At 44.4% G+C, this 21,378-nt stretch carries 16 protein-coding genes; 12 read left to right on the forward strand and 4 right to left on the reverse strand.

From position 1 onward, the window contains the following. Positions 1–14: 14 nt before the first annotated feature. From ACYVAM_RS07295 to ACYVAM_RS07310, 4 genes are all read left to right on the forward strand, one after another. Positions 15–1,292, forward strand: a complete 1,278-nt coding sequence (locus tag ACYVAM_RS07295) for a glycosyl hydrolase family 8 (RefSeq protein ID WP_461065403.1) — start codon at positions 15–17, stop codon at positions 1,290–1,292. A gap of 13 nt (positions 1,293–1,305) precedes the next feature. Further along, the gene (locus ACYVAM_RS07300; protein ID WP_461065405.1) at positions 1,306–3,249 is read left to right on the forward strand and encodes an alpha/beta hydrolase-fold protein; all 1,944 of its coding nucleotides are present in this window, start codon (positions 1,306–1,308) and stop codon (positions 3,247–3,249) included. A gap of 189 nt (positions 3,250–3,438) precedes the next feature. After that, complete coding sequence (locus ACYVAM_RS07305; protein ID WP_461065407.1) at positions 3,439–4,554, forward strand: endo-1,4-beta-xylanase; 1,116 nt, start codon at positions 3,439–3,441, stop codon at positions 4,552–4,554. A 93-nt stretch (positions 4,555–4,647) separates the two neighbouring features. After that, a complete protein-coding gene (locus tag ACYVAM_RS07310) occupies positions 4,648–5,700 on the forward strand; it encodes a glycoside hydrolase family 43 protein (RefSeq protein WP_461065409.1) in 1,053 nt (350 codons plus the stop codon). A 111-nt stretch (positions 5,701–5,811) separates the two neighbouring features. Here the strand turns inward: ACYVAM_RS07310 and ACYVAM_RS07315 are convergent, their stop codons facing one another. Both ACYVAM_RS07315 and ACYVAM_RS07320 read right to left on the reverse strand, forming a co-directional pair. After that, a complete protein-coding gene (locus tag ACYVAM_RS07315) occupies positions 5,812–6,726 on the reverse strand; it encodes a helix-turn-helix domain-containing protein (RefSeq protein WP_461065411.1) in 915 nt (304 codons plus the stop codon). A gap of 54 nt (positions 6,727–6,780) precedes the next feature. Next, a complete protein-coding gene (locus ACYVAM_RS07320; RefSeq protein WP_461065413.1) occupies positions 6,781–7,644 on the reverse strand; it encodes an SDR family oxidoreductase in 864 nt (287 codons plus the stop codon). Between the two features lie 1,006 nt (positions 7,645–8,650). On the opposite strand from ACYVAM_RS07320, the gene ACYVAM_RS07325 reads away from it, so the two are divergent. Continuing rightward, the gene (locus ACYVAM_RS07325) at positions 8,651–9,469 is read left to right on the forward strand and encodes a glycosyltransferase family 2 protein (RefSeq protein ID WP_461065415.1); all 819 of its coding nucleotides are present in this window, start codon (positions 8,651–8,653) and stop codon (positions 9,467–9,469) included. 48 nt (positions 9,470–9,517) lie between these two features. Here the strand turns inward: ACYVAM_RS07325 and ACYVAM_RS07330 are convergent, their stop codons facing one another. After that, complete coding sequence (locus ACYVAM_RS07330; protein ID WP_461065417.1) at positions 9,518–10,966, reverse strand: oligosaccharide flippase family protein; 1,449 nt, start codon at positions 10,964–10,966, stop codon at positions 9,518–9,520. Between the two features lie 86 nt (positions 10,967–11,052). Then, positions 11,053–11,781 carry an O-methyltransferase gene (locus tag ACYVAM_RS07335; RefSeq protein ID WP_461065419.1) on the reverse strand — a complete coding sequence of 243 codons (729 nt, stop codon included), beginning with the start codon at positions 11,779–11,781 and terminating at the stop codon, positions 11,053–11,055. A gap of 1,329 nt (positions 11,782–13,110) precedes the next feature. Here ACYVAM_RS07335 and ACYVAM_RS07340 point away from each other — a divergent pair. The 7 genes from ACYVAM_RS07340 to ACYVAM_RS07370 all read left to right on the forward strand — a co-directional run bounded on the left by ACYVAM_RS07340 (position 13,111) and on the right by ACYVAM_RS07370 (position 21,043). Beyond that, positions 13,111–13,524, forward strand: a complete 414-nt coding sequence (locus ACYVAM_RS07340) for a hypothetical protein (protein WP_461065421.1) — start codon at positions 13,111–13,113, stop codon at positions 13,522–13,524. Positions 13,525–13,643: 119 nt separating this feature from the next. After that, positions 13,644–16,172, forward strand: coding sequence for a beta strand repeat-containing protein (locus ACYVAM_RS07345; protein ID WP_461065423.1), 2,529 nt, complete (start codon positions 13,644–13,646; stop codon positions 16,170–16,172). 220 nt (positions 16,173–16,392) lie between these two features. After that, the gene (locus ACYVAM_RS07350; RefSeq protein ID WP_461065426.1) at positions 16,393–16,989 is read left to right on the forward strand and encodes a hypothetical protein; all 597 of its coding nucleotides are present in this window, start codon (positions 16,393–16,395) and stop codon (positions 16,987–16,989) included. Between the two features lie 94 nt (positions 16,990–17,083). Beyond that, positions 17,084–17,503, forward strand: coding sequence for a CsgE family curli-type amyloid fiber assembly protein (locus tag ACYVAM_RS07355; protein WP_461065428.1), 420 nt, complete (start codon positions 17,084–17,086; stop codon positions 17,501–17,503). 45 nt (positions 17,504–17,548) lie between these two features. Beyond that, the gene (locus ACYVAM_RS07360; protein ID WP_461065430.1) at positions 17,549–17,965 is read left to right on the forward strand and encodes a curli production assembly/transport component CsgF; all 417 of its coding nucleotides are present in this window, start codon (positions 17,549–17,551) and stop codon (positions 17,963–17,965) included. A gap of 68 nt (positions 17,966–18,033) precedes the next feature. Beyond that, positions 18,034–19,464, forward strand: coding sequence for a CsgG/HfaB family protein (locus ACYVAM_RS07365; protein ID WP_461065432.1), 1,431 nt, complete (start codon positions 18,034–18,036; stop codon positions 19,462–19,464). A 46-nt stretch (positions 19,465–19,510) separates the two neighbouring features. After that, complete coding sequence (locus tag ACYVAM_RS07370) at positions 19,511–21,043, forward strand: carboxypeptidase regulatory-like domain-containing protein (RefSeq protein ID WP_461065434.1); 1,533 nt, start codon at positions 19,511–19,513, stop codon at positions 21,041–21,043. Positions 21,044–21,378: the final 335 nt, after the last annotated feature.

Raw genomic sequence — 21,378 nt, forward strand, 5'->3', positions numbered from 1 at the left:
CTCGACCTATTTTTATGGTACAATTAATTGGAGTGAAAGGAAAGCGTAAGGTCAGTTTATGGCTAATACTGGTCGTGCTTTGTAGCGGACAGGGAGTCGTCTTTGGGCAGAATAAAAAGACACGTCCGCCCGCTTACCGGAACCTGTTTCGGGAAGCAGGCTATAAACAGGCCGACATCGACGCCAAAGTGGCGAAAGCGTATCACGACGTTTTCGAAGGTCCGAACAAAGTTTATTTTGAAGTCGGCGATACGATGGCGTATGTGTCGGACGTGAAAAACAAAGATGCCCGGACGGAGGGCCTTTCCTACGGCATGATGGTGGCCGTTCAGCTCGGCAAAAAAGACGTATTCGACCGGATCTGGCGGTGGTCTAAAAAGTATCTGCAGCACCAGAGCGGACCCCGGGAAGCCTATTTTGCCTGGAGTATCAATCCGCAAACGATGAAGAAAAACTCGGAAGGGTCGGCGTCCGATGGCGAGTTGTATTACATCACCAGTCTGTTGTTTGCGGCCAATAAATGGGGTAATAATACGGGCATTAATTATTATGGAGAAGCCCGGCGGATTCTGGATGCGATGTGGAAAAAAGACGGTACCGGCAACATTTATAACCTCATCAACACAGACGCCAAGCAAATTTCGTTCGTGCCCGAAGGCAGCAATTACACGTGGACCGATCCGTCATATCACCTGCCTGCCTTTTACGATGCGTGGGTCATGTATGCCAAAGACGGCCACGAAGCGTTTTACAAGGAATGCGTCGATACGTCGCGGGTGTTTCTGCACCGCGCCTGTCATCCCGTAACGGGTCTTAACGCCGACTACACCGAGTTCAGCGGCAAACCGCACGACACCCGCTGGTCGCCCTCGGCCTTTCGCTACGATTCGTGGCGCGTGCCAATGAACATTGCGATGGATTATACATGGTCGGGTAAAGACAAAGCCTGGCAGGAAGACTACGCCAAACGGTTTCAGGGTTTCCTGCGGTCAAAAGGGATGGACACCTACGAGGACCAGTTTAACCTGGATGGCTCACGGCCCGAGTTTATTCTTCAGGCGGGGCCGGTAAAAAAGCTCCGACACTCGATTGGCCTGGTATCGACAGCCGCTACGCTCTCGCTCATCAATAAAGAGCCGAACAGTCTCGACTTTGTACACGCTTTATGGAAAGCCAAACTGGAACCGTTTGACGATGGCTATTTCGACCCCTATTATGATGGTCTCCTGTACATATTCAGTCTCATGCACCTGAGCGGGAAATACCAGATGATAACGCCCCAGGCAAAATAACTCACCAAAAACCATGAAAACGATTTTACACAATACAACTGCATTTCTGGTCCTAGCCATTGGGCTGCTGCTGGGGTCATCAACCCTCGCGCAGACTATTCTCAACGAAGCGCCCAAAGGTTTCGACCAGCTACGGACGGGTATCGCCACCGGAAGACTCGACTCGATAACCTATCCGTCGAAAACCGTTGGTACTACCCGGAAAGCCTTAATTTATACCCCTCCGGGCTATTCGAAGAAGAAAAAGTATCCTGTCCTCTATCTGCTGCACGGCATTGGGGGCGATGAAAAAGAATGGCTCAAAGGAGGTTCTCCCCAGGTAATTCTGGACAATCTGTACGCCGAAAACAAGCTGGAACCGATGATCGTGGTGATGCCCAACGGCCGCGCCATGAAAGACGACCGGGCGGTGGGCAACGTGTTTGAGAAAGACAAGGTCGAAGCGTTTGCTACGTTCGAAGAAGACTTGCTGACCGACCTCATTCCGTTTATCGAGAAAAAGTACCCGACGCTGACCGACCGCGAACACCGTGCCATTGCGGGGTTGTCGATGGGGGGTGGTCAGTCGCTGAATTTCGGACTGGGAAATCTGGATAAATTCGCCTGGGTGGGTGGGTTTTCGTCGGCCCCAAATACCAAACGGCCCGAAGAACTGGTCCCTAACCCGGCCGAAGCCAAACAGAAGCTGAAGATGCTCTGGATTTCCTGCGGGGACGCCGACGGGCTGATCACTTTCAGCAAACGTACGCATGACTACCTCTACCAGAACAATGTGCCGCATATCTATTACGTAGAGCCGGGCGGCCATGATTTCAAGGTCTGGAAAAATGGGCTGTACATGTTCTCGCAGTTTCTGTTCAAGCCGGTCGATGTCTCGTCGTTGTCGAAATATACGGTCCTGGGTACGCCAGCAGCAACCAACATCCGGAACGCCAAATACCCCCAGATTTTACCGGACAACCGCGTGGTGTTTCGGGTGAAAGCGCCCGATGCGCAGAAGGTACAGGTGGATTTGGGGAAGAAGTACGACATGGTGAAAGACACCAGCGGTTTCTGGACGGCCACCACCGATTCCATCAGTCGCGGGTTTCATTATTATTCGGTTCTGATCGATGGCGTTGCCGTGGTTGACCCGGCCAGCGAAACGTTCTATGGTATGGGCCGTATGGCCAGCGGTATTGAAATTCCTGACAAAGATGAGGCCTTCTACGCCCTAAAAGACGTTCCCCACGGCGATATCCGCATCAAACGTTACCTCTCGAAAGCCACCAACAGCTGGCGCGAAATGTACGTCTACACCCCGCCGGGCTACGATAAATCGACCGAGAAATACCCGGTGCTGTATTTGCTGCACGGCGGTGGCGAAGATCAGCGCGGCTGGGCTACGCAGGGTAAAACGGATATGATTCTGGACAACCTGATTGCCGACAAAAAAGCTAAACCGATGTTGATCGTGATGCTCGACGGCAACATGGGCGGGGCTGGTGGACTGGCGGGTTTCAACGAAAATGTATTGAAGTCTTTTGAGAACGAACTAAAATTGGGCGCTATTCCCTTCGTGGAAAGCAACTTCCGGGTCGAAACCGATGCCAAAAGCCGGGCGCTCGCGGGCCTGTCGATGGGTGGGTTGCAGACGTTATATGCGGGTATCAAAAACAACAACATGTTCTCGTCGCTGGGCGTGTTCAGCTCGGGCTGGTTCGCTAATAACCCTAAGCTGTCTGATCCCCAGTATGACTTTATGAAAACCAATGCGGCTGCTATCAATGCCAACCTGAAACCGCTCTGGATTTCGATGGGCGGCAAGGAAGACATTGCTTACCAGAACTGCCAGGTCATGATGAAGAAGTTCGATGAGATGGGGATCAAATACCAGTACAGCGAATACGCGGGTGGGCATTCATGGCCGGTCTGGCGGCACGATCTGATGATGTTCAGCCAGGTGCTGTTCAAGTAAAAAGCTGGTATTCCGATTGGCATTTTGCGCTATATGTGTTTTGTCATTCCGACGCCAGGAGGAATCTTGAGTCAAATCAACCCTACGATTCCTCCTGGCGTCGGAATGACAAAATTCGCAAGACTTACTTGGCGAAAAGGAAAACAGCAATCCATTAACAATGCACTCAACTCAAAAATCACACAGCTTATGCTCCTGAAAAAATATATGCTTGCTACTAGTGCAACTGCCCTCGTACTGGCAAATCTGTCGCTGCTGCCGAATGCTGCGTTGGCGCAACCTATTCCGTCGTTAAAGGACACCTTCAAAAAAGATTTTGGTATTGGGACGGCGCTGAACAACGCGCAGATTGAGGAACGTGACCCCCAAATGACGGCTTTCATTGTTCGCCAGTTCAACAGGGCTACGCCGGAAAACATCATGAAGTCGGCGCTGATCCATCCCGGCTGGGATACGTATAATTTCGAGATGGCGGATAAGCTGGTTGCCTTTGGAAAAAAGAACAACATCCAGATCAACGGTCATACACTGATCTGGCACAGCCAGTTACCGTCGTTCATTCGGGGCATTCACAGTGCCGATTCCATCCGGACATTTTTTACCAACCACATCAAAACGGTAGCCGGACGCTACGACGGAAAGGTGCTTTCGTGGGATGTCGTCAACGAAGCTCTCAATGAAGATGGAACGATGCGGAAATCCGTTTTCCTCCAGTATCTGGGCGATGATTTCGTTACGGAAGCCTTCCGGCTGGCGCAACAGGCCGCGCCCAAAACTGAATTGTATTACAACGATTATAACAATGAACAACCCAACAAGCGGGCAGGATGTATTCAACTCATAAAAAAGATAAAAGCCGCCGGAGTACGTATCGATGGTGTGGGTATTCAGGGGCACTGGCACGTAGGAAAAATACCCCTGAATGACATTGAAGAAAGTATCCTTCAGTATGCCGCTTTGGGAGTAAAGGTCATGTTCACCGAACTGGATATTGAAGTGCTCCCCCGCAACTTTCAGGGGGCTGATGTCGGTCAGCGGATGACTGCTAACGCCCAGTCGAATCCCTACCCTGACGCCTTACCCGACAGTGTGCAGCAACAGTTAGCGGCCGACTACGAAGCGCTGTTCAAGCTGTTTCTGAAACACAAAGACAAAGTGACCCGCGTAACGTTCTGGGGCGTCAACGATGCCCAGAGCTGGCTCAACAATTGGCCCATTCGCGGCCGGACCAGCTACCCGCTGCTATTTGACCGGAACAACCAGCCCAAGCCTGCTTTCGAAAAGGTCATTGCCTTAAAGAAATAGAGTTTTAGAGAGACCAGTTTGTAAAAATGACCTTCTGTTACATCGCTTTCCAAATTGTACTAACTCAAAATTAAGATGTTGTCTTTTTCTTTTATGAAACGTTTATACACAAGTCTTACGCTCGCTACGCTGATCGGTTGTTCCCTGACCGCTGTTGCACAAACCAGTGGTGGGAAAACGCCGATTTCCCAGCCGCTGGTATCGCACATATACACGGCTGATCCATCAGCCCACGTCTTCAATGGTAAAATTTACATCTACCCCTCGCACGACATCGATGCCAAAGATGTCAAAGAGGACGACGAAGGGGGCCATTTCGCCATGCGTGATTACCACGTATTATCGATGGATAAGATTGGTGGCCCAGTCAAGGATAACGGAGTCGCGCTCGACCTCAGCGATATTCCCTGGGCGGGTCGTCAACTGTGGGCACCTGATGCTACAGCCAAGAATGGTACGTATTATCTCTATTTTCCGGTCAAAGACAAACAGGATATTTTCCGGATCGGTGTAGCGACCAGCAAGAGCCCGACTGGCCCGTTTAAAGCCGAACCGGAACCAATCAAAGGCAGCTATAGCATCGACCCCACGGTGTTTCAGGATAGTGATGGCAAGGCATATCTCTACTTTGGGGGTATCTGGGGAGGGCAATTACAACGTTGGAGTGCTAATCAGTACGACCCGAAAGGTGCGTTGAAACAGAAAGATGAGGTGGCTTATCTGCCTCGCATTGCGCGGTTAAGCGCTGATATGAAAAGTTTTGCCGAGCCGGTGCGGGAGGTGCAGATTTTGAATGAGGATGGGAAACCATTTCTGGAAAAAGAGAACGACAAGCGGTTTTTTGAAGCGGCCTGGCTGCACAAATACAACGGCAAGTATTACTTCTCCTATTCGACGGGTGATACCCATAACCTGTGCTACGCCATCGGCAACAATCCGTACGGGCCTTTTACGTACAAGGGTGTGGTGCTGAAACCTGTTCTTGGCTGGACAAATCACCATTCCATCGTGCAGGTGGGTCCCAAATGGTATCTGTTCTATCACGATGTGCAACTCTCCGGAAAAACCCATTTACGAAACGTAAAAGTAACCGAACTGACCTACAACTCAGACGGTACGATCAAACCGATCGACGCCTACAAATAAGTAGTCTCAGGCATATGTAGACCGAGTTTCTGCCCCCAGATTGCACGAGTAGCTGCGTTCGTTACGCTTGGAAGAGTATTGGGAAATTACTTCTCCATCGTATTGGCCATCTTAATTGAAGGAATGACGAAATTCTAATGGAGAGGAACTGGTCTTATTTTTAAATAACTTACTGAACGACTGAGGGTGTTCGAACCCCAATCCATAGGCAATCTCACTAATCGATAAGGTAGTTGTCGAGAGCATTTCCTTGGCTTTTTCAATGAGCTTCTCGTGCATATGCTGCTGGGCGTTTTGCCCGGTCAGGGTTTTCAGTAAACTGCTTAGGTAAGTAGGGGAGAGATTGAGTTGCTCGGCCATATACCCAACCGTTGGTAGACCGGTTTTCAAAAGTTCAGTGCTGCTAAAATAAGCCTCAAGTACGGTCTCAAATCGGCTTAGCACGTTGTGGTTAGTAATCTTACGTGTCACAAACTGCCGTTGGTAGAACCGGTCGGCATAGTTCAGCAACACGTCAAGCTGGGCGATGATAATATTTTGGCTGAATTTATCGATGGGAGCCTGGTATTCCTGCTGAATCTGCTGAATAAGGCCGACGATCACTGACTGCTCTTTTTCCGACAAAAACAGGGCTTCCCGAATGGAGTAGTCAAAATAGTCGTACTGCCGAATTCGTTTGGCCATGGGTGTATGCCACAAAAAATCAGGGTGAATCATCAACAACCAGCCCGTATGGTCATGGGACTCATCAGCCGTAACGGTGAGCACCTGGCCGGGAGCCAGGAAAACCATCACCCCTTCGTCGAAATCATATTCCTGCTGGCCATATTTTATACGGCCGTTGAAATTTCGTTTTAGCGCAATTGAATAGAAATTATTGACAATGCTCTTCGGCCTGTCGAGCCCCTTTGGCCTGATATCGTCGAACCTGACTACACTAATGAGCGGGTGGGCTGGCTTGGGAAGGCCAGCCAGTCGATGATAGGCGGCTATCGTGTCGATGCGGTGAAGCAGTTCGGTTGGCATAATTAAATGGCTTTATGGCCTGGCTTTACCATGAATAAAGCCAGGCGATGCGTGTTACAGAGTATACAACGAGGCTAACCCTTCTTTGAGTGCTGTCGGCTTTCGACCAAGCAGGTTTTCCAAATCAGGGCTTATGATGTCTTCCTGACCATTGGCAATATCGGTTATAAATCCGGTGATTCGCCGGGCCACGACATCCGGCAAACCACGTTCAGTTAATTGCCTTTCAAACGTGGCTGGTTCGGCTGGTGTGTAAGCGACTGACTTGCCGGAAAGGGTAGTCAGGGCAGCGGCTACGTCATAAAACGAATACGACTCACTACCCGTTAAGTAGTATGTTAGGTTGCCGGCATTGGTAGAAGCCATCGCATTCGCCATCGCTTCGCCCAGTTCGCTTCGTAGGGCCAGGGCCACCCTGCCCTGACTGGCAGGTACGTAGATACCGCGCTCAAAAACGGCATCACCGCCCACAAACTGCGGAATAGCATCCATATATAGACTATTCTTAAACAGCGTATAGGGCAGTCCGCTGGCTTTGATATACTCTTCGGTTTGAAAGTGGCCTTTCATTAACTGGTTGACCAGCGTTGCAGGGTTTTTCAGCGCCCGGCTCGTATAGGCGATCCGTTTAATATTCGCTTTTCTGGCCGCATCGATGACATTCTGGTGTTGGCTCACTCGTTTTTCCTCATCCGTACCCGCAATTAACAGAACGCTGCGGATCCCCTGCATAGCGCTGTCGAGAGTATCGCTGTCATCGTAGGTGCCGATACGTACAGCCACACCCTGTTTAATGAGATTGACGGCTTTGGTTTCGTCGCGCACGAAGGCCGCAATCTGACTGGCCGGTACTTTTTGCAGTAGCTGGCGAATGACGGCGGTACCTAGCTGGCCAGTGGCTCCGGTTACTAAGATCATGGTCTTATTATGTTTTGGTTAAGACAAAGGTCCGCTATGGCCAATTCACAGACGTAGCCAGATCTGTGGTTGTTGTAGCCGAATTAAAGGTTCCCTTCACCGAACGAATCTTGACTGGCGATTATGTTCAGAAAATACTATTTAGAACGTGAAGTATATAAATGCCTGACAACGTATAACTAAGTTACCTTTTAAAACAATACAACGGCCTAGGAAAGTTGTATTTTAAAATTCCTTGAAAGTATATCTAAATACTTATCTTTATAAACCGGAATACAGAACTTTCTTATAAAAATGGGTAGGAATTGAAAAATTCTACCTTTGTAGTTAACTGAGCTACAAAGTGTATAATTTGCTCTTAGCCGAGAGGATGTTGTATTGATTTATCCTCTTGTTCTTATTAAATCCGTTCGGCATCATGTTTCGTTATCCAGGGTTAATTAGTTGGTAGTAAAGGATTTGACTAGTTTGGGGGTGTTTTCTGGCCTTTTACCGCCATCAGTCGGCTGACTGTTTGTTGAGTCGATGTACCATCATTGCAGCATTTCTAAAGGTAATAGTGTGAAAGCGGCTATACAGTAAATCATTGGGTATCTGTCGCTATTGGTATCTGTCTTTATTACATGTAGCAACGCATTAGAAATACTTCGGAGTGAGTACTTGGACTTACGCTTGTGGGCAAGGATCTCTTCAACAACTTGCCAAGCAGAAATAATCAGATCTGTGAGTTATATCCTAAGTCAGATTACTTCACCTTATAGTTTGGTTCTCTCTTTTTGAGCTTTATATCATCTTTAAAGGGTTCTACCGAAAAAGTAAACTAAATTTGCTAGTTCTTATGCCTGTGATAAACTAAATTTTTCACTTAATTAGGATACACATATAGATAAATCATTAGCATGTAGTAGAAAATATAGTATAGTAATACCACGTACTACAGTTATATCTAAAAATTCATATCTACTGACATAAATATTAGTAGTTTGAACCCGTTGTTTTTGCACAGATGCATCAATACAATCCATTAATAAGTGTAATTATTGCTGTTTATAATGGTGCTCTATATATTGAGGGCGCAATAAAAAGTGTAATCAGCCAGAGTTACAAAAATTTTGAGTTAATTATTATTGATGGTGGATCGAAAGATGGTACAACTGACGTAATTAAGCGTTATAAAAATTACATTAAGTATACGGTAAGCGAACGGGATAAAGGTATTTATGAGGCCTGGAATAAAGGCCTGAAAATGGCATCAGGCGATTGGGTTACTTTTATCGGATCCGACGATGTACTTTATCCAGATGCAATCGAATCATACGTAAATTACATTAGTTTACAACCTGATAAAGAGAGTTTGGATTTTGTTTCATCTAAAATTGAATTTACTGATGAAAAACTGAATGTCATACAAATATTGGGAGAAGCTTGGACGTGGCCACTTTTCAAAGAAAGGATGATTACCTGGCATGTGGGTACATTTCACGCAAAGAAACTATTTTTGACTTATGGATTATTTGACGATACATACAAAATTTCAGGAGATTATGAGTTACTACTACGTCCGATGAGTTTGTTGAAGACAGCTTATTTACCTAAAATTACCGTTCGCATGCGTGACGGTGGTATAAGTTCAGTATTATCCTATAAGTGTGTTGATGAGATTCACAAAGCTAAACGTAAGCATAGAATTATTTCGCCTTTGGCCAGTCCTTTCATTAAAGTATATACTATCTTGAAATATTTGACGAAAAAAGGCTTATTTCGGACACTTGGAAAAAAGAAAAGTATGTCATTATTAACTTACTATCATTCTATTGTAAGATGAACAGGTTTTTATGTTCAGCCTTGGTATATAGGTTGAAAGCAATTTAACTTATACGCTCTTTATGCCGATCAATTGTTTCACTGTGAATAGTAAAAATGATAATAATGATAAAAATAAAATAATATTTAAATAGAAGCTATTAAAAGTATAGCTAATACAATGGATGAAAAGTGTAACGATCATTGGCAAGTAAACCCCCTTTAATAGCTTATGACTGGTGATATTCAATTTTTTCATACATCTAAAATTTAAAAGCAAAGTTAAACTGTATCCTATATTACCTATACAACCAGCTACTACACCAAATTTTACGGACAAAATATAAATAGCGCATAGGGCGAGCCCCCCTGAAGTGAGGACTATAGTTGTTACAAACCGTTCGCTTCCCAAAGCCAGTAAAGAAAAATAGCCAACTGCATTAAAAGAATAAATAGAGTATGTTATAGCGATTACAAGCAAACATTTTCTAATTAAATCTGGGCCCAAGGTACTTGCTTTAAATATAAAATTAACTAACTCTGGAGAGAAAAAAGCTAGCCCGCTTAGACAAATGAGGATTATACTAGCGTTAATAGCAAAGGCCTTTATGATTATTTCCTCTATAAGTATATTGTTGCTAATTTTTTGAGAAAATTCACTTAACACAGGTAATAAAGGTTGAATTGGCATGGAAGAGACTATATTTATCTGATTAGCGATAGATGTACTGGCAGAATATATACCTGCCCATTCTAAGCCAAATAGCCTAAGAATAATTAAACGGTCAAACTGTGAAAATAGCGTAGTCCCAAAAGCCGCGACTAACATTCTGGATCCATACTTGACAAAGTGAGTAAATGAGTTGCTAGTTGATTTAGTGAAGAATGAGTGAGATAAATACCCTAGATGTAAACAGTATATGAAATATAAAAAAAACATTATTACCGCTGTGACGAGTTGTAATAGCTGAATTAATAATAAATCTTTCGAAGTAAAGGATACGTAAAGTATTAATAACGTGCTCGCTACCGTATGCAAGGTAGAGAATATATTGGTAATACCGTATGCTTTATTGGCTTGAAGAAGGCCGATGAAAAATTGACTAAAAAGACGGACACTTATTATAAATGACCCTATCTGTACAATACTTATAAGTAGAGATTTTTCTGATACATTTAAATTATTAAAAAAAAACGTTAACCAATCAATACTAAAATAAACTAAAGTAGTAGTCAATAAAGAAACTATTATAACGTATATGGCAGGTACAGAAAGGTTATTAACTTTAAATAAAGTATGCTTTTTCGTAATTGATGATATATCTTTTGAATGATAAACAGTAATGGAAGCCGCTAACGCCCATTCAGAAAATAATGCAATATTTATAATTGCGTTGCTAGTAGCATAAAGGCCATAATTCTCTGTACCTAAATTCCTTATCAATAAGGGAATACTAATTAAACCTAACCCTAACCTAATTATACCGCCTATGGTATTATATGTACTATTTTTCCACATAGTATTTTTGTGAAACGACCCTATCTATATGGCCTATAATTTAAACGCGCCAGCTTCGATATGGCCGGTAAAAAGCACCTTATGCCTTATATATTTAAACAGTTAAAATCTCTGTAAAATATAGCAGTACAAGAATCATGGTGAACAATGGGACACATTCCCCAAAAATAAATACTTCTATAGCCTAAGCTGTGTAAGTAATCTACTGATTCTTGTGATTCTACATAATCGACATTGTCAACTATTATTACACCTGTTTCTTTTACAGAATTAACGGAATTGACGATAGAATTAGCCCTAAAAATTCCATCAATTAATATTATATCGTATAACTTATTGGTATTCTTTATCTCCGAAGAATAAGAAGATTCATCAGCCAAAGACATATAAGTAATTGCTGAGTAATCTCCTTTTACATCAACCTCTCTTAAGGTAAGTTCTACATTCGCTGGCTTGTTTTTTGAAATTTTATTATACCATTCTCTATCATGTTCGACAGAGTATACTTTATCTACATGCTTGGCGAACCATATAGTTGAACTACCGCTACCATATTCGAACATTAAGAATGTTTCTTTTAATCTTGGTTCGATGAAATTTATAAATGGATAGGTAAGCCAGGGTAAGTCTTCCCCATCTTTTCCAACAGACTTGGCTTCTTTGTTACTTCTAATCCAGCCTTGGTCAATTAAATAGCTGTTTTTATAAGTAAATAGTTTAATCAAATTAGCTATTTTTAAACTGGTTGCCACAGATGCTAGAAGGGTTTTGCCAATGCTTTTTGGCGCTTGCTGAGGAACGTGTTGTTTAATCATATATTATCTTTACTCGTAATAATCTCTCAAATGCACACTTGAGAACAGAAAATAGTATGGTCTCTTTGCTTTTTATTTTTCAAATGTACTTATAAACTCAAAAGAATCGGCTAAACAATAGTAGCAGAGAATTACTTTGTTTCACTTGAGTCCGAAGACGTGGTAATTTTTGGCGTAATTAAACAAAACAAAAACCTTTTTCAAGGATAGAAAAGTAGGCTTAAAAGTGCCTTAAACCAAAACCTTTCACAAATTGCTTTACCCGATTCATCAAAAGGTTCTTCCCCTCATGTATATATTGGTTGACAACTGGTACACCAATGGCGAGAATATCAATGTCGGCTTAGTCACCAAAAAGCACCGGTAGGCACTGTCAAAACAAATCCGGAAGTCTCCTCCAAACATGACCATGCTAATGGAAGCTTTGTACCGATTAGTACGGGTACTCTTTACATTTAATGGTCTCGGTTTGTGCATTTGTCAACTTAGAGCGACTGAAACTTGCTGAATACAGCAATCAGTCTTCTTTTCATAGCCAACTTCACTTTAAAGCTATTTAGAATGCCTTGGTGAAAATCAAACTTATCCAACAGAAGAATAGGCTGGCAAACATACTGCTTGTGCAGCTCTAGACAGTATTTTATGAAAAATATCCTGACAAGTTACCGTTTAGTAAATAAAGAGGCTTTATGATCTGTTTAATTTATCATTAAATTAAATATGTATATATAGTAAGGGCTAGATTAATCATATAAATTTGGGTTTAGGTATTTGTGTTATTTGTTGATTATGAATGGGTTAATAATTTTATAGTTCTTTATTTATATTTTTTAATGAATAATTATATTATTATTAATAGCTTATTGGTTACATTAAATTGCTGTTATATATTAAATGGTAGTTGTTTAATGTAACTGGCTTTTTAACTTTGCCCAGCAATATAGAATACAATTATATATTGGCAAATTGCAAAGATCATACCTGCTATCGTTGAGTTTGTTTATAGCAGAAGCCACTATTCACACATCGATATGAAAATATATTCTCTTCACTCCTTTGTCGGCAATCGACATCGTCATTCTATAAATGGCAGTTTGCCTGTTTCCTTACTGATAGTAACCCGGGCCTACGGGAAATTGCTCTACCAATTAACTTCCTGAAAATCAAATAAGTGGTGTTGCCGCCATTGTTGATGACATCGTCAGCATACCAGTCTTCTGTGGCAGAGTTTAAACCTATCTGTGTAAGGTATTCGCCTTTATACAGTGTAGTCAGCATGGAATGTATGGTTGATTAAAGCAAGTTCATTTAACCCTCATTATGAATTCAATGAAAACATTCTTTTTTCTTGGTACCGCTATGCTGGCCACTGCTACTGCTTCTGCTCAAAATACAACTGTCGTCAATCAGCAAGGAAGTAATCATGAAGTCACAGTTGTTCAGGAGGGTATTGGCAATGTATCTATCGTCAATCAGTCAAATCAAGCTTCGAACCGGGCGGTAATCTCACAATCTGGTTCGGGTAATTCGGCTACGATCAACCAAGGCAGTCAAATAGGGGGTGGCTCAGGTCAATCAGTAAGTATTTCTCAATCAGGCGCTTCTGAAACAGTTGTTAATCAAACTGACGGCAGTAATTCGATCAGCGTACACCAGCGGTCAATGCCTTCAGTTTTACCCGTAGACGAACCAGCCAAAAAAAGCAAAAGACGCGATTCTACCACAGGCCGCAAACGAAAGTAAAGCCAGCTGCTTGTTTTTTTACAGGTTTACCACATCGGTCAGGCTATGTATAGGCTACCCATAATGCCTTTATCAATCTTACAATACCTTTCTTTCTGTTTATTTTAAACCTTTTTTTTATGAAAAAAATTATTCTCACTGGCACAGCCTTATTGGCTTTTGTAGCAGCAAGTTATGCCCAGAACACAGCCACACTCAATCAAAATGGTAACAACCAAACGGCAGTGCAACAGCAGAATGGCGATTTACAAAACTCGATCATTAGCCAGTTGCAGGGAGCTGGCAACAACAATGGCAATTTCGGACAGACCAGTCAAACTGGTACTGCGCTTAATACTGCCACACTGAATCAGAATGATGGTTCCAAGGGTAACCGGTCATATATTACCCAGGGAGCGGGTAGTGGTAATACCGCTACCACAAATCAAAATGGTGGTGCGTTAGGTAATAGTGGTGGTGGTAATACACAAGCTACAGTGGGAGCCTCAGGTGGTGAAGGTAACTTTACGGGTATTTTACAGCAAGGCACTGGTAATGATGGTGTCATTAACCAAAATAACCTCAGTAAAAGTAACAATGCCGAAATTTGGCAGAACGGTAATACCAATAATACCACCACGATTAGCCAGTCGAACAACTCCAAAAATAACCAGGCCAATGTCTACCAAGGCTTTACGGCTGATGGGGTATATGGCCCTGTTTCTTCAAACAATCAGGCTACTATTCTCCAAAACGGGGATAATACTCAAGGCGGAGCCAGCCTTCGTAATCAGGCTAACGTAAGTCAGACCGGCGATGACCAGACATCTAGTGTTCAACAAAACGCAAATGCTGGTTCCAACAGCAGCGATAACGAAACTACGATTGGTCAGACAGGCACAAAGCAAAATGCGGCTGTTCAACAAAACGCTGGCGCAACTGGCAGTAGTAAGGGCAACACGGCTACGGTCACTCAGTCGGAAATCGACAACGTGACTACAGTTTACCAAAATAACGACAGTCAGGATAATACCGCTACGGTTAGCCAGTCTGGTTCAATAGCTTCTCATGCCAATGAGGCTACTGTTAGCCAATCAAATACTTCAAAAGGCAATGGGGCTACCGTTACACAAACTGGCCGTGACCACACAACTACCATCGACCAAAATAACAATAGTAAGGATAACACCGCTACGGTTACCCAGTCTGGTTCGATCAACAATAATGGACAGGATGCTACGGTTAGCCAGTCAGATAATTCGAAGAATAACAACGCTACTGTTACACAGAGTGGCCGTAGTCAGTTGGCTACCGTTACTCAGGATGGATTTGGTGGTAACGCTAGTAACAACAACACGACAACCGTTGGGCAGACAGGAAGAACCCAGGAAGCTACAGTAAATCAAAATGCCGGGTCAGCTGGTAATAGTAAGGACAACATCGCAGCGGTTACCCAATCAGGGTATAATAATGACGCGACGGTTGACCAAAATAACGATAGCCAGATGAACACCGCTACCGTTAATCAGACCGGATCAGCGAGCGTGGCTAATAACAATGATGCGACAGTTAGTCAGTCAAATAATTCTAAAAATAACGGTGCGACGGTTACACAGAATGGCTTCCGTCATCAGGCATCTGTTACTCAAAATGGGTCTGGTAGTAACGCCAGTAATGGTAACACCGCTGGAGTCACACAAGCCGGACTACGTCATGAGGCTATTGTTCAGCAGAACGCTGGTGGAGATGGGGCAAGCGAAGGGAATCAGGTGGCAATCAGCCAGACAGGCACAAGCCTGGTCGGTTTGGTAAGCTCAGATCACGAGGCTTATACCCAGCAGAATAATAATAGCCATGACAACCAAATAAATATTGCTCAGATTGGCACGAACCAGACGGCTACTGTCCGCCAGAATGGGAGCGGGAACGGAGCCAGCCGGGATAATAAGGCTACAGTAGGTCAATCGGGTCTTACGCAAACGGCCACTGTCAATCAAAATGCCGGTTCGAATGGAGCCAGTAAGGAAAATGAGGCCATGGTTACTCAGTCGGGTAGCGCAAACCTGGCAACCGTTAATCAGAATGATAAGTCGATTCACAACGGAGCAACCATAAACCAAACCGGTACAACGAGTGCTGCAACCATCACTCAAACGGGCGGTATCGGTTCCACCGAGGACAATAAGGCCACCATTACGCAGTCTGGTCTTTTGAATGGCGCGTCTATCCTACAAACCGACGGTTCGAAAAGTGCTGAAGCTGTGATCACGCAGGTGGGCGGTAGCTTGAACGGAGCATTCATCGATCAATTTAAAGGTACAGGAAATGATGCTACCATCATTCAAAATGCAGGTATTGCCAATCTGGCTCACATCCGGCAAGGTGCTGATAACGTTTTATTGGGCTCCAGTGATAACACCGCTATAATAACTCAGACTGGCAACGGGAACGTAGCTCAGCTAGATCAGTTGGGTGGTGATGGGAACAATGCTGATATTACACAGACCGGTAATGGACACATCCTGCGCGCTGCCAGTGGAATACCAGGTACGTTTGCACTTCAGCAGGGATCGGGCAATAGTCTGTTGGTGCAGCAGACAGGCAATGCAAACATTGTCAATACGAGCCAAGTCGGAACGGGTAACTCAGCTACGTTTACACAGAACTAAGCTTTTGTTCGTGCCGAAGAATACCACTATGTCAAAAACTGATCCCCTTTTGGGGATCAGTTTTTTTGCAAAAATTTAGGTTGATAACTAAGGTATATACTATGTAGAAATTAAATAGATATATACTATCGGACAGTTAATTGATATTGCCTTTTGTTAATCGAATGTAACTTTTATGAACAGTACTCAATATATTTGGTACACCTAAATCAAGATTACTATGAATGCCTTTTTTACCCTACTGTTATCGACTGTTTGTTTTGTGACACAAGCGCAGACAGCCGATACGGGTCTAGATGCCTATTGGAATATAAACCTTACCAAGGAACAGAAACTCAATACAGTGCTACTTGAAAGCCAAACGGCAATTTCAAATCCAGCCGCTGCTTTAAACACGATTACTCTTCAGCAAAACGGCATAGCCAACCAAGCCATTTTGCAGACTAGCGGTAGTCAAAATCTTTTGGAAGTAAGCCAATTCAACAACGGCAACATGACAAATGCCACCTTGTCGGGCCTGAATAATAGCCTCATAATTGGCCAAACGGGTGGTGGTAACATGGCCAACATAGATTTAAGTGGTACTAATAACCGCTTTTTGGTAACTCAGGATGGTGGTGATAGAGTGAACATGCTTGGTTTGCAAAAAGAGAATACCCGGCTTGAGCTAACTCAGGGTAGCGGTAATAATTCCTTTACGCTGGATAATACTACCTTATTCAAAGACCCTCTTAGCCAGGGAATTCCAAATCTGCGTATTGAGCAGAGCGGAGGAGCCAATGTGACTATTCAGCAAGGGAAAGTAATTGGGAATTAATTATATGAATAGGCTGAGGTGGTTAACGCTTGTTTTAAGTTTTGTTAGTTATGCCCAAGATCCTGACCTTGAAGGCAAACTAGAAGAGGAGTCAATGAATGAGGCCGTGGTGGCCGAAGAGGGAACTCAGACATTACTACTGGACAATACTCGCTCCAAAATTGGTCGCGACTTCTACGAAGCCTTTTTCCGACATTATGCGGAGTTACCGAAAGCCGTTGCTCCCCTGGCTCCGGCGGATACGGTTACGAAAATAACACCAAATCTCGAGCTGGATCTGAATGCATTTATCGTCACGATTGACGAGCTACCGGCTTTTGGGATTGGAACCACTATTATTTCCGTGACGCTAAATGATCAGCTTATCTGGCAAAATTACGTACAGACCCGTCAGGAAATCATTGAGGCATATGCCTTCAATGCCGCTGAAATAATTAATCAGTACGTTGTGAATTACCAGGAGGTTCAGCGCTCTCTCGAGAGTGAAGACCAGAAAGGTAGTGGCATATTCTGACACAATAATGGCTTACTATTTGATTTTTCTTTACCTATTTTCAGCATGAAACAGTTTATACTCGCCGTTCTTTTTTTAGTTATAGCATCTACCTACTCATCCGCACAAGCGTTTGTGTATCATCCTAACAACCCCAATTTTGGCGGTAATACATTCAACTATGCCTGGATGCTAAGTCAGGCTCAGGCCCAAGATCGGAACGTTGATCCATCCGTAAAGAAAAACTCGTCAACAACCACTACCAGCACACTTGACGCTTATTCGCAGAGCCTGCAAAATCAATTACTTAGCCGCATTACGAGTAACCTGGTGAGTAATCAGTTTGGCGAAGGGACCCTACAGCCCGGCACCTATAAATTTGGGGACTATCAAGTCGAAATTCGTAATGGAACAGATGGAGTCGTAGTTCGAATCGTAGATGGTAAAGGGGGCGAAACCTCTATTACCGTTCCTTATTTCTGATTAGTATCATCATCCCCATTCATGTTTAACGGCAGATTCTGCGGTGTCTATTTCTTCTTTACCATAAAATGAAAGTTTGTTTAGAAAAAGCCATACGGCTGTTCATTTTGGGCGGTCTGGTAGGTGCGGTGTCTGGTTGCACCGCCTTTTTTTACCAGCCTACAAAAGCCCGCCGTGCCCGGCTAGGCGAAGAAACGCCAACTACGGCCGATCTACGTCAGTTGCCTCCTGCCAAGGAAAAAGTAGTTGCGGCTGTTTATAAATTTCGGGATTTGACAGGCCAGTATAAGCAAACCGAAACCGGCACAGGTTTTTCGACTGCTGTTACGCAGGGAACAACCAACATCTTGCTCAAAGCCTTGGAAGAAAGTGGCTGGTTTGTGCCCATCGAGCGGGAAAACGTCAGTAATCTGCTCAACGAACGAAAGATTGTGCGCTCCAGCGTAGCTCAGTTTAAGGAAGGCGAAAACCTCCCTCCACTTCTGTTTGCCGGTATTATCCTTGAAGGAGGGGTTGTGTCTTATGATGCGAATATTATTACCGGTGGTGGGGGGCTTCAGTATTTCGGGGCAGGTGGGGCTACCCAATACCGTCAGGATCGCGTAACCGTCTATCTACGAGCGGTATCGACAAAATCAGGTAAGATTTTAAAAACGATTTATACATCCAAAACCATTCTATCGCAAACCGTCAATGCCAGTCTATTTCGGTATGTTACCTTCAAGCGGCTGCTCGAAACGGAAACCGGCCTGACCACGACAGAGCCTGGTCAGTTAGCCGTTACAGAAGCTATTGAAAAAGCCGTTCATGGGCTCATTGTCGAGGGGGTTCGTGATGGTCTGTGGGTGGCAGCAGATAAGTCGGCTGCCGCTATGAAAACCACGCTTGAGGCCTACGAGAAAGAAAAAACGGTGATGAGCGAGACCGATGTATTTGGCATACGACCAGAGATAGCTCCACCCTTTCTCAGTCTGCACACCTATGCCGGTGTTATGCGGTATTACGGTGATTATGCTCGGCATACGCTCAAAGGCAGTTACGGCGCATCGCTGGATTTCCACATTACCCCAACCTTTGGTATTCAGGTAAACGGAGCTACCGGTGTTTTAGCTAGTGAAGGTGCTTTCTCCAGTAATATTACCTCACTGGAGGGGAACCTGATTTTCCGGCCAACGCCCTACCAGCGCTGGACACCCCTGTTGTTTGCTGGTGCAGGCATGGTCTCGCAAAGTGGTTCATCTCCATTTAAGTTGCAGGGTGCTAGTTATTTACAGGCCCAGGGTGGCGTTGGTATACAATTCTCCGCCAGCAAAGCGATTGGCTTTCGGTCTACGCTGTCCTACAATCAACCTTTTACGGATGCTTTAGACAGTAAAGTAGCGGGTGCCAGAAATGACTACTATTTGCGGGGCACCCTCGGTTTAGTTATACACATTGGGCGGTTTCCTCAATCTAAATCCAGGCCTGTCACATCCTCCCAGACTACTCCTAAAAAATAACGACACCTCGACTTACTACCACTACTAACTGATCTTTCTATTACGAATGAAATCTCTTTTTTATCTAACAATAGTTCTCGCCGGGCTACTAGGACTGTGGAGTTGTAACGAGGATACGTATGTTGATCCTATTCAACTGACAACTGTTCGGGGACGTGTACTGTATAGTAGCAATCAGCAGCCCGCCCGAAACGCATCTGTGAAATTATCGCCGACCAGCCGTATCATTACCACCGACTCAGCCGGAAATTTCCGTTTCGACAGTGTTGTGGCGGGTAAATACACGCTTCAGGTATCAAAAGCCAATTATGGAACCGAAGTAGCTACTGTCGAAACCTCGGCTGACACATCGCCCCTAATAACAATTCTGCTGACAGACGATAAAACACAGAACCGCCCTCCATCTTCACCAACGTTGGTGTCGCCTGCTACGAATAGCACAACACAATCAACCACGTTAACCTTGAAATGGAGCGCGACTGACCCGAATCGTGATAGTCTTACCTACGATGTGTTACTATTCCGGGCCGGAAGTACCACACCCACAGCATCCTATACGGGCCTCACAGCAGATAGTGTACGGGTAAATCTGGATTACAATACCACTTATTTATGGCAGGTCATTGTTAAAGATGGAATCAACACCGTTAACGGGCCCGTATGGTCATTCATGACTGGCTCATTCCTGGATTATAGCTACCTGTTTGTCCAGCGTCTAAATGGACAATATCAGATTTTTGGCTCAAATGCTACGGGGGGGATGGCTCAACTGACTCGTAATGGCAGTAACTGGCGGCCTGTAGCTAGCCCAAATCGCCAACAAATCGCCTTTATTTCCAATGTAAATACCGATCTACAGTTGTACGTCATGAATACGGACGGCAGCAATATACGTCAGGTTACAACTGTTCCCATTGCCGGTCTGTATTCAACTGATTTATCATTCAGTTGGTCGCCCGACGGCACCCAGTTGCTGTATCCAAGCAACGATCGGTTATATACCATTCGCACCGATGGCACAGGGTTGCGCATCGTAGCTCAGGCACCTAGTGGGCGTATTTTTTCAGGCTGTGACTGGACACCACAAGGCAACCGAATTGCCGCCCGGACAACGGGGACCAGTGTATATGATAATGAGATAACGACTTTCCAGGCGGATGGATCGGGAATTAAATCGGTCTTTGTTCGTAAAGATAATCGCGTGGGTAACCCTGCCTTCTCGGTCAATGGTCGTCAGTTGGTTTTCTCGGCCGATTCTAGTGGCTTTATGAATGAACAGGGCCGCCAACTAGATGCCCGAATTTACCTACTTGATTTGACAACGAACGGAATAACGAATCTATCCGCCTTCCAGAACACATCAAATCAAACCCAGAACGGGACTGGCAAACCAGCCGGTACGAACGATTTGGACCCCCGCTTCTCACCCAATGGTTCACAGATACTATTTACCAATAGCGACAACACAGGCACTGGGATTCGTTTTGTTTACTCATTAGAACTGAACGGAAGTGGGCAGAATAATTCAAGTCGTAAGCTATTGTTTACATCGGCTGAAATGCCTTATTGGCGCCAATAAATGGGGGCTTATTATCCGGTTGCCTAAAACTGAGGGATGGTCATTGGTCCTGAATAATGGCTTTTCTAGATCGCTGAAAGATGCCCACACAAATTGGTTGGGTACAATAGCCGGGTTGCCATTAGATGGGGCTAGCAAGATTCTGAGATTTGCTTGCTAGCCCTAACCCCTTAACCCTAGTCAATTTCTCAACACGCTCTTCTCGATAAAAAGTAGAGGACGAAAAAAAATCACGCCCGTTCCTGCTGGAGCAATAGAAATCAGCTCAGCCCCATCTGCCCAAAGTGAGCAGATGGGGCTGAGCTAAACTATATACGTAAAAGTTGCATATACAA

Source organism: Spirosoma horti, from assembly GCF_054776595.1.

Bases quoted from the DNA above. Each gene is read 5' to 3' on its own strand.
- ACYVAM_RS07295 (WP_461065403.1), top strand. From the start codon at position 15: ATGGTACAATTAATTGGAGTGAAAGGAAAGCGTAAGGTCAGTTTATGG.
- ACYVAM_RS07300 (WP_461065405.1), top strand. From the start codon at position 1,306: ATGAAAACGATTTTACACAATACAACTGCATTTCTGGTCCTAGCCATT.
- ACYVAM_RS07305 (WP_461065407.1), top strand. From the start codon at position 3,439: ATGCTCCTGAAAAAATATATGCTTGCTACTAGTGCAACTGCCCTCGTA.
- ACYVAM_RS07310 (WP_461065409.1), top strand. From the start codon at position 4,648: ATGAAACGTTTATACACAAGTCTTACGCTCGCTACGCTGATCGGTTGT.
- ACYVAM_RS07315 (WP_461065411.1), bottom strand. From the start codon at position 6,726: ATGCCAACCGAACTGCTTCACCGCATCGACACGATAGCCGCCTATCAT.
- ACYVAM_RS07320 (WP_461065413.1), bottom strand. From the start codon at position 7,644: ATGATCTTAGTAACCGGAGCCACTGGCCAGCTAGGTACCGCCGTCATT.
- ACYVAM_RS07325 (WP_461065415.1), top strand. From the start codon at position 8,651: ATGCATCAATACAATCCATTAATAAGTGTAATTATTGCTGTTTATAAT.
- ACYVAM_RS07330 (WP_461065417.1), bottom strand. From the start codon at position 10,966: ATGTGGAAAAATAGTACATATAATACCATAGGCGGTATAATTAGGTTA.
- ACYVAM_RS07335 (WP_461065419.1), bottom strand. From the start codon at position 11,781: ATGATTAAACAACACGTTCCTCAGCAAGCGCCAAAAAGCATTGGCAAA.
- ACYVAM_RS07340 (WP_461065421.1), top strand. From the start codon at position 13,111: ATGAAAACATTCTTTTTTCTTGGTACCGCTATGCTGGCCACTGCTACT.
- ACYVAM_RS07345 (WP_461065423.1), top strand. From the start codon at position 13,644: ATGAAAAAAATTATTCTCACTGGCACAGCCTTATTGGCTTTTGTAGCA.
- ACYVAM_RS07350 (WP_461065426.1), top strand. From the start codon at position 16,393: ATGAATGCCTTTTTTACCCTACTGTTATCGACTGTTTGTTTTGTGACA.
- ACYVAM_RS07355 (WP_461065428.1), top strand. From the start codon at position 17,084: ATGAATGAGGCCGTGGTGGCCGAAGAGGGAACTCAGACATTACTACTG.
- ACYVAM_RS07360 (WP_461065430.1), top strand. From the start codon at position 17,549: ATGAAACAGTTTATACTCGCCGTTCTTTTTTTAGTTATAGCATCTACC.
- ACYVAM_RS07365 (WP_461065432.1), top strand. From the start codon at position 18,034: ATGAAAGTTTGTTTAGAAAAAGCCATACGGCTGTTCATTTTGGGCGGT.
- ACYVAM_RS07370 (WP_461065434.1), top strand. From the start codon at position 19,511: ATGAAATCTCTTTTTTATCTAACAATAGTTCTCGCCGGGCTACTAGGA.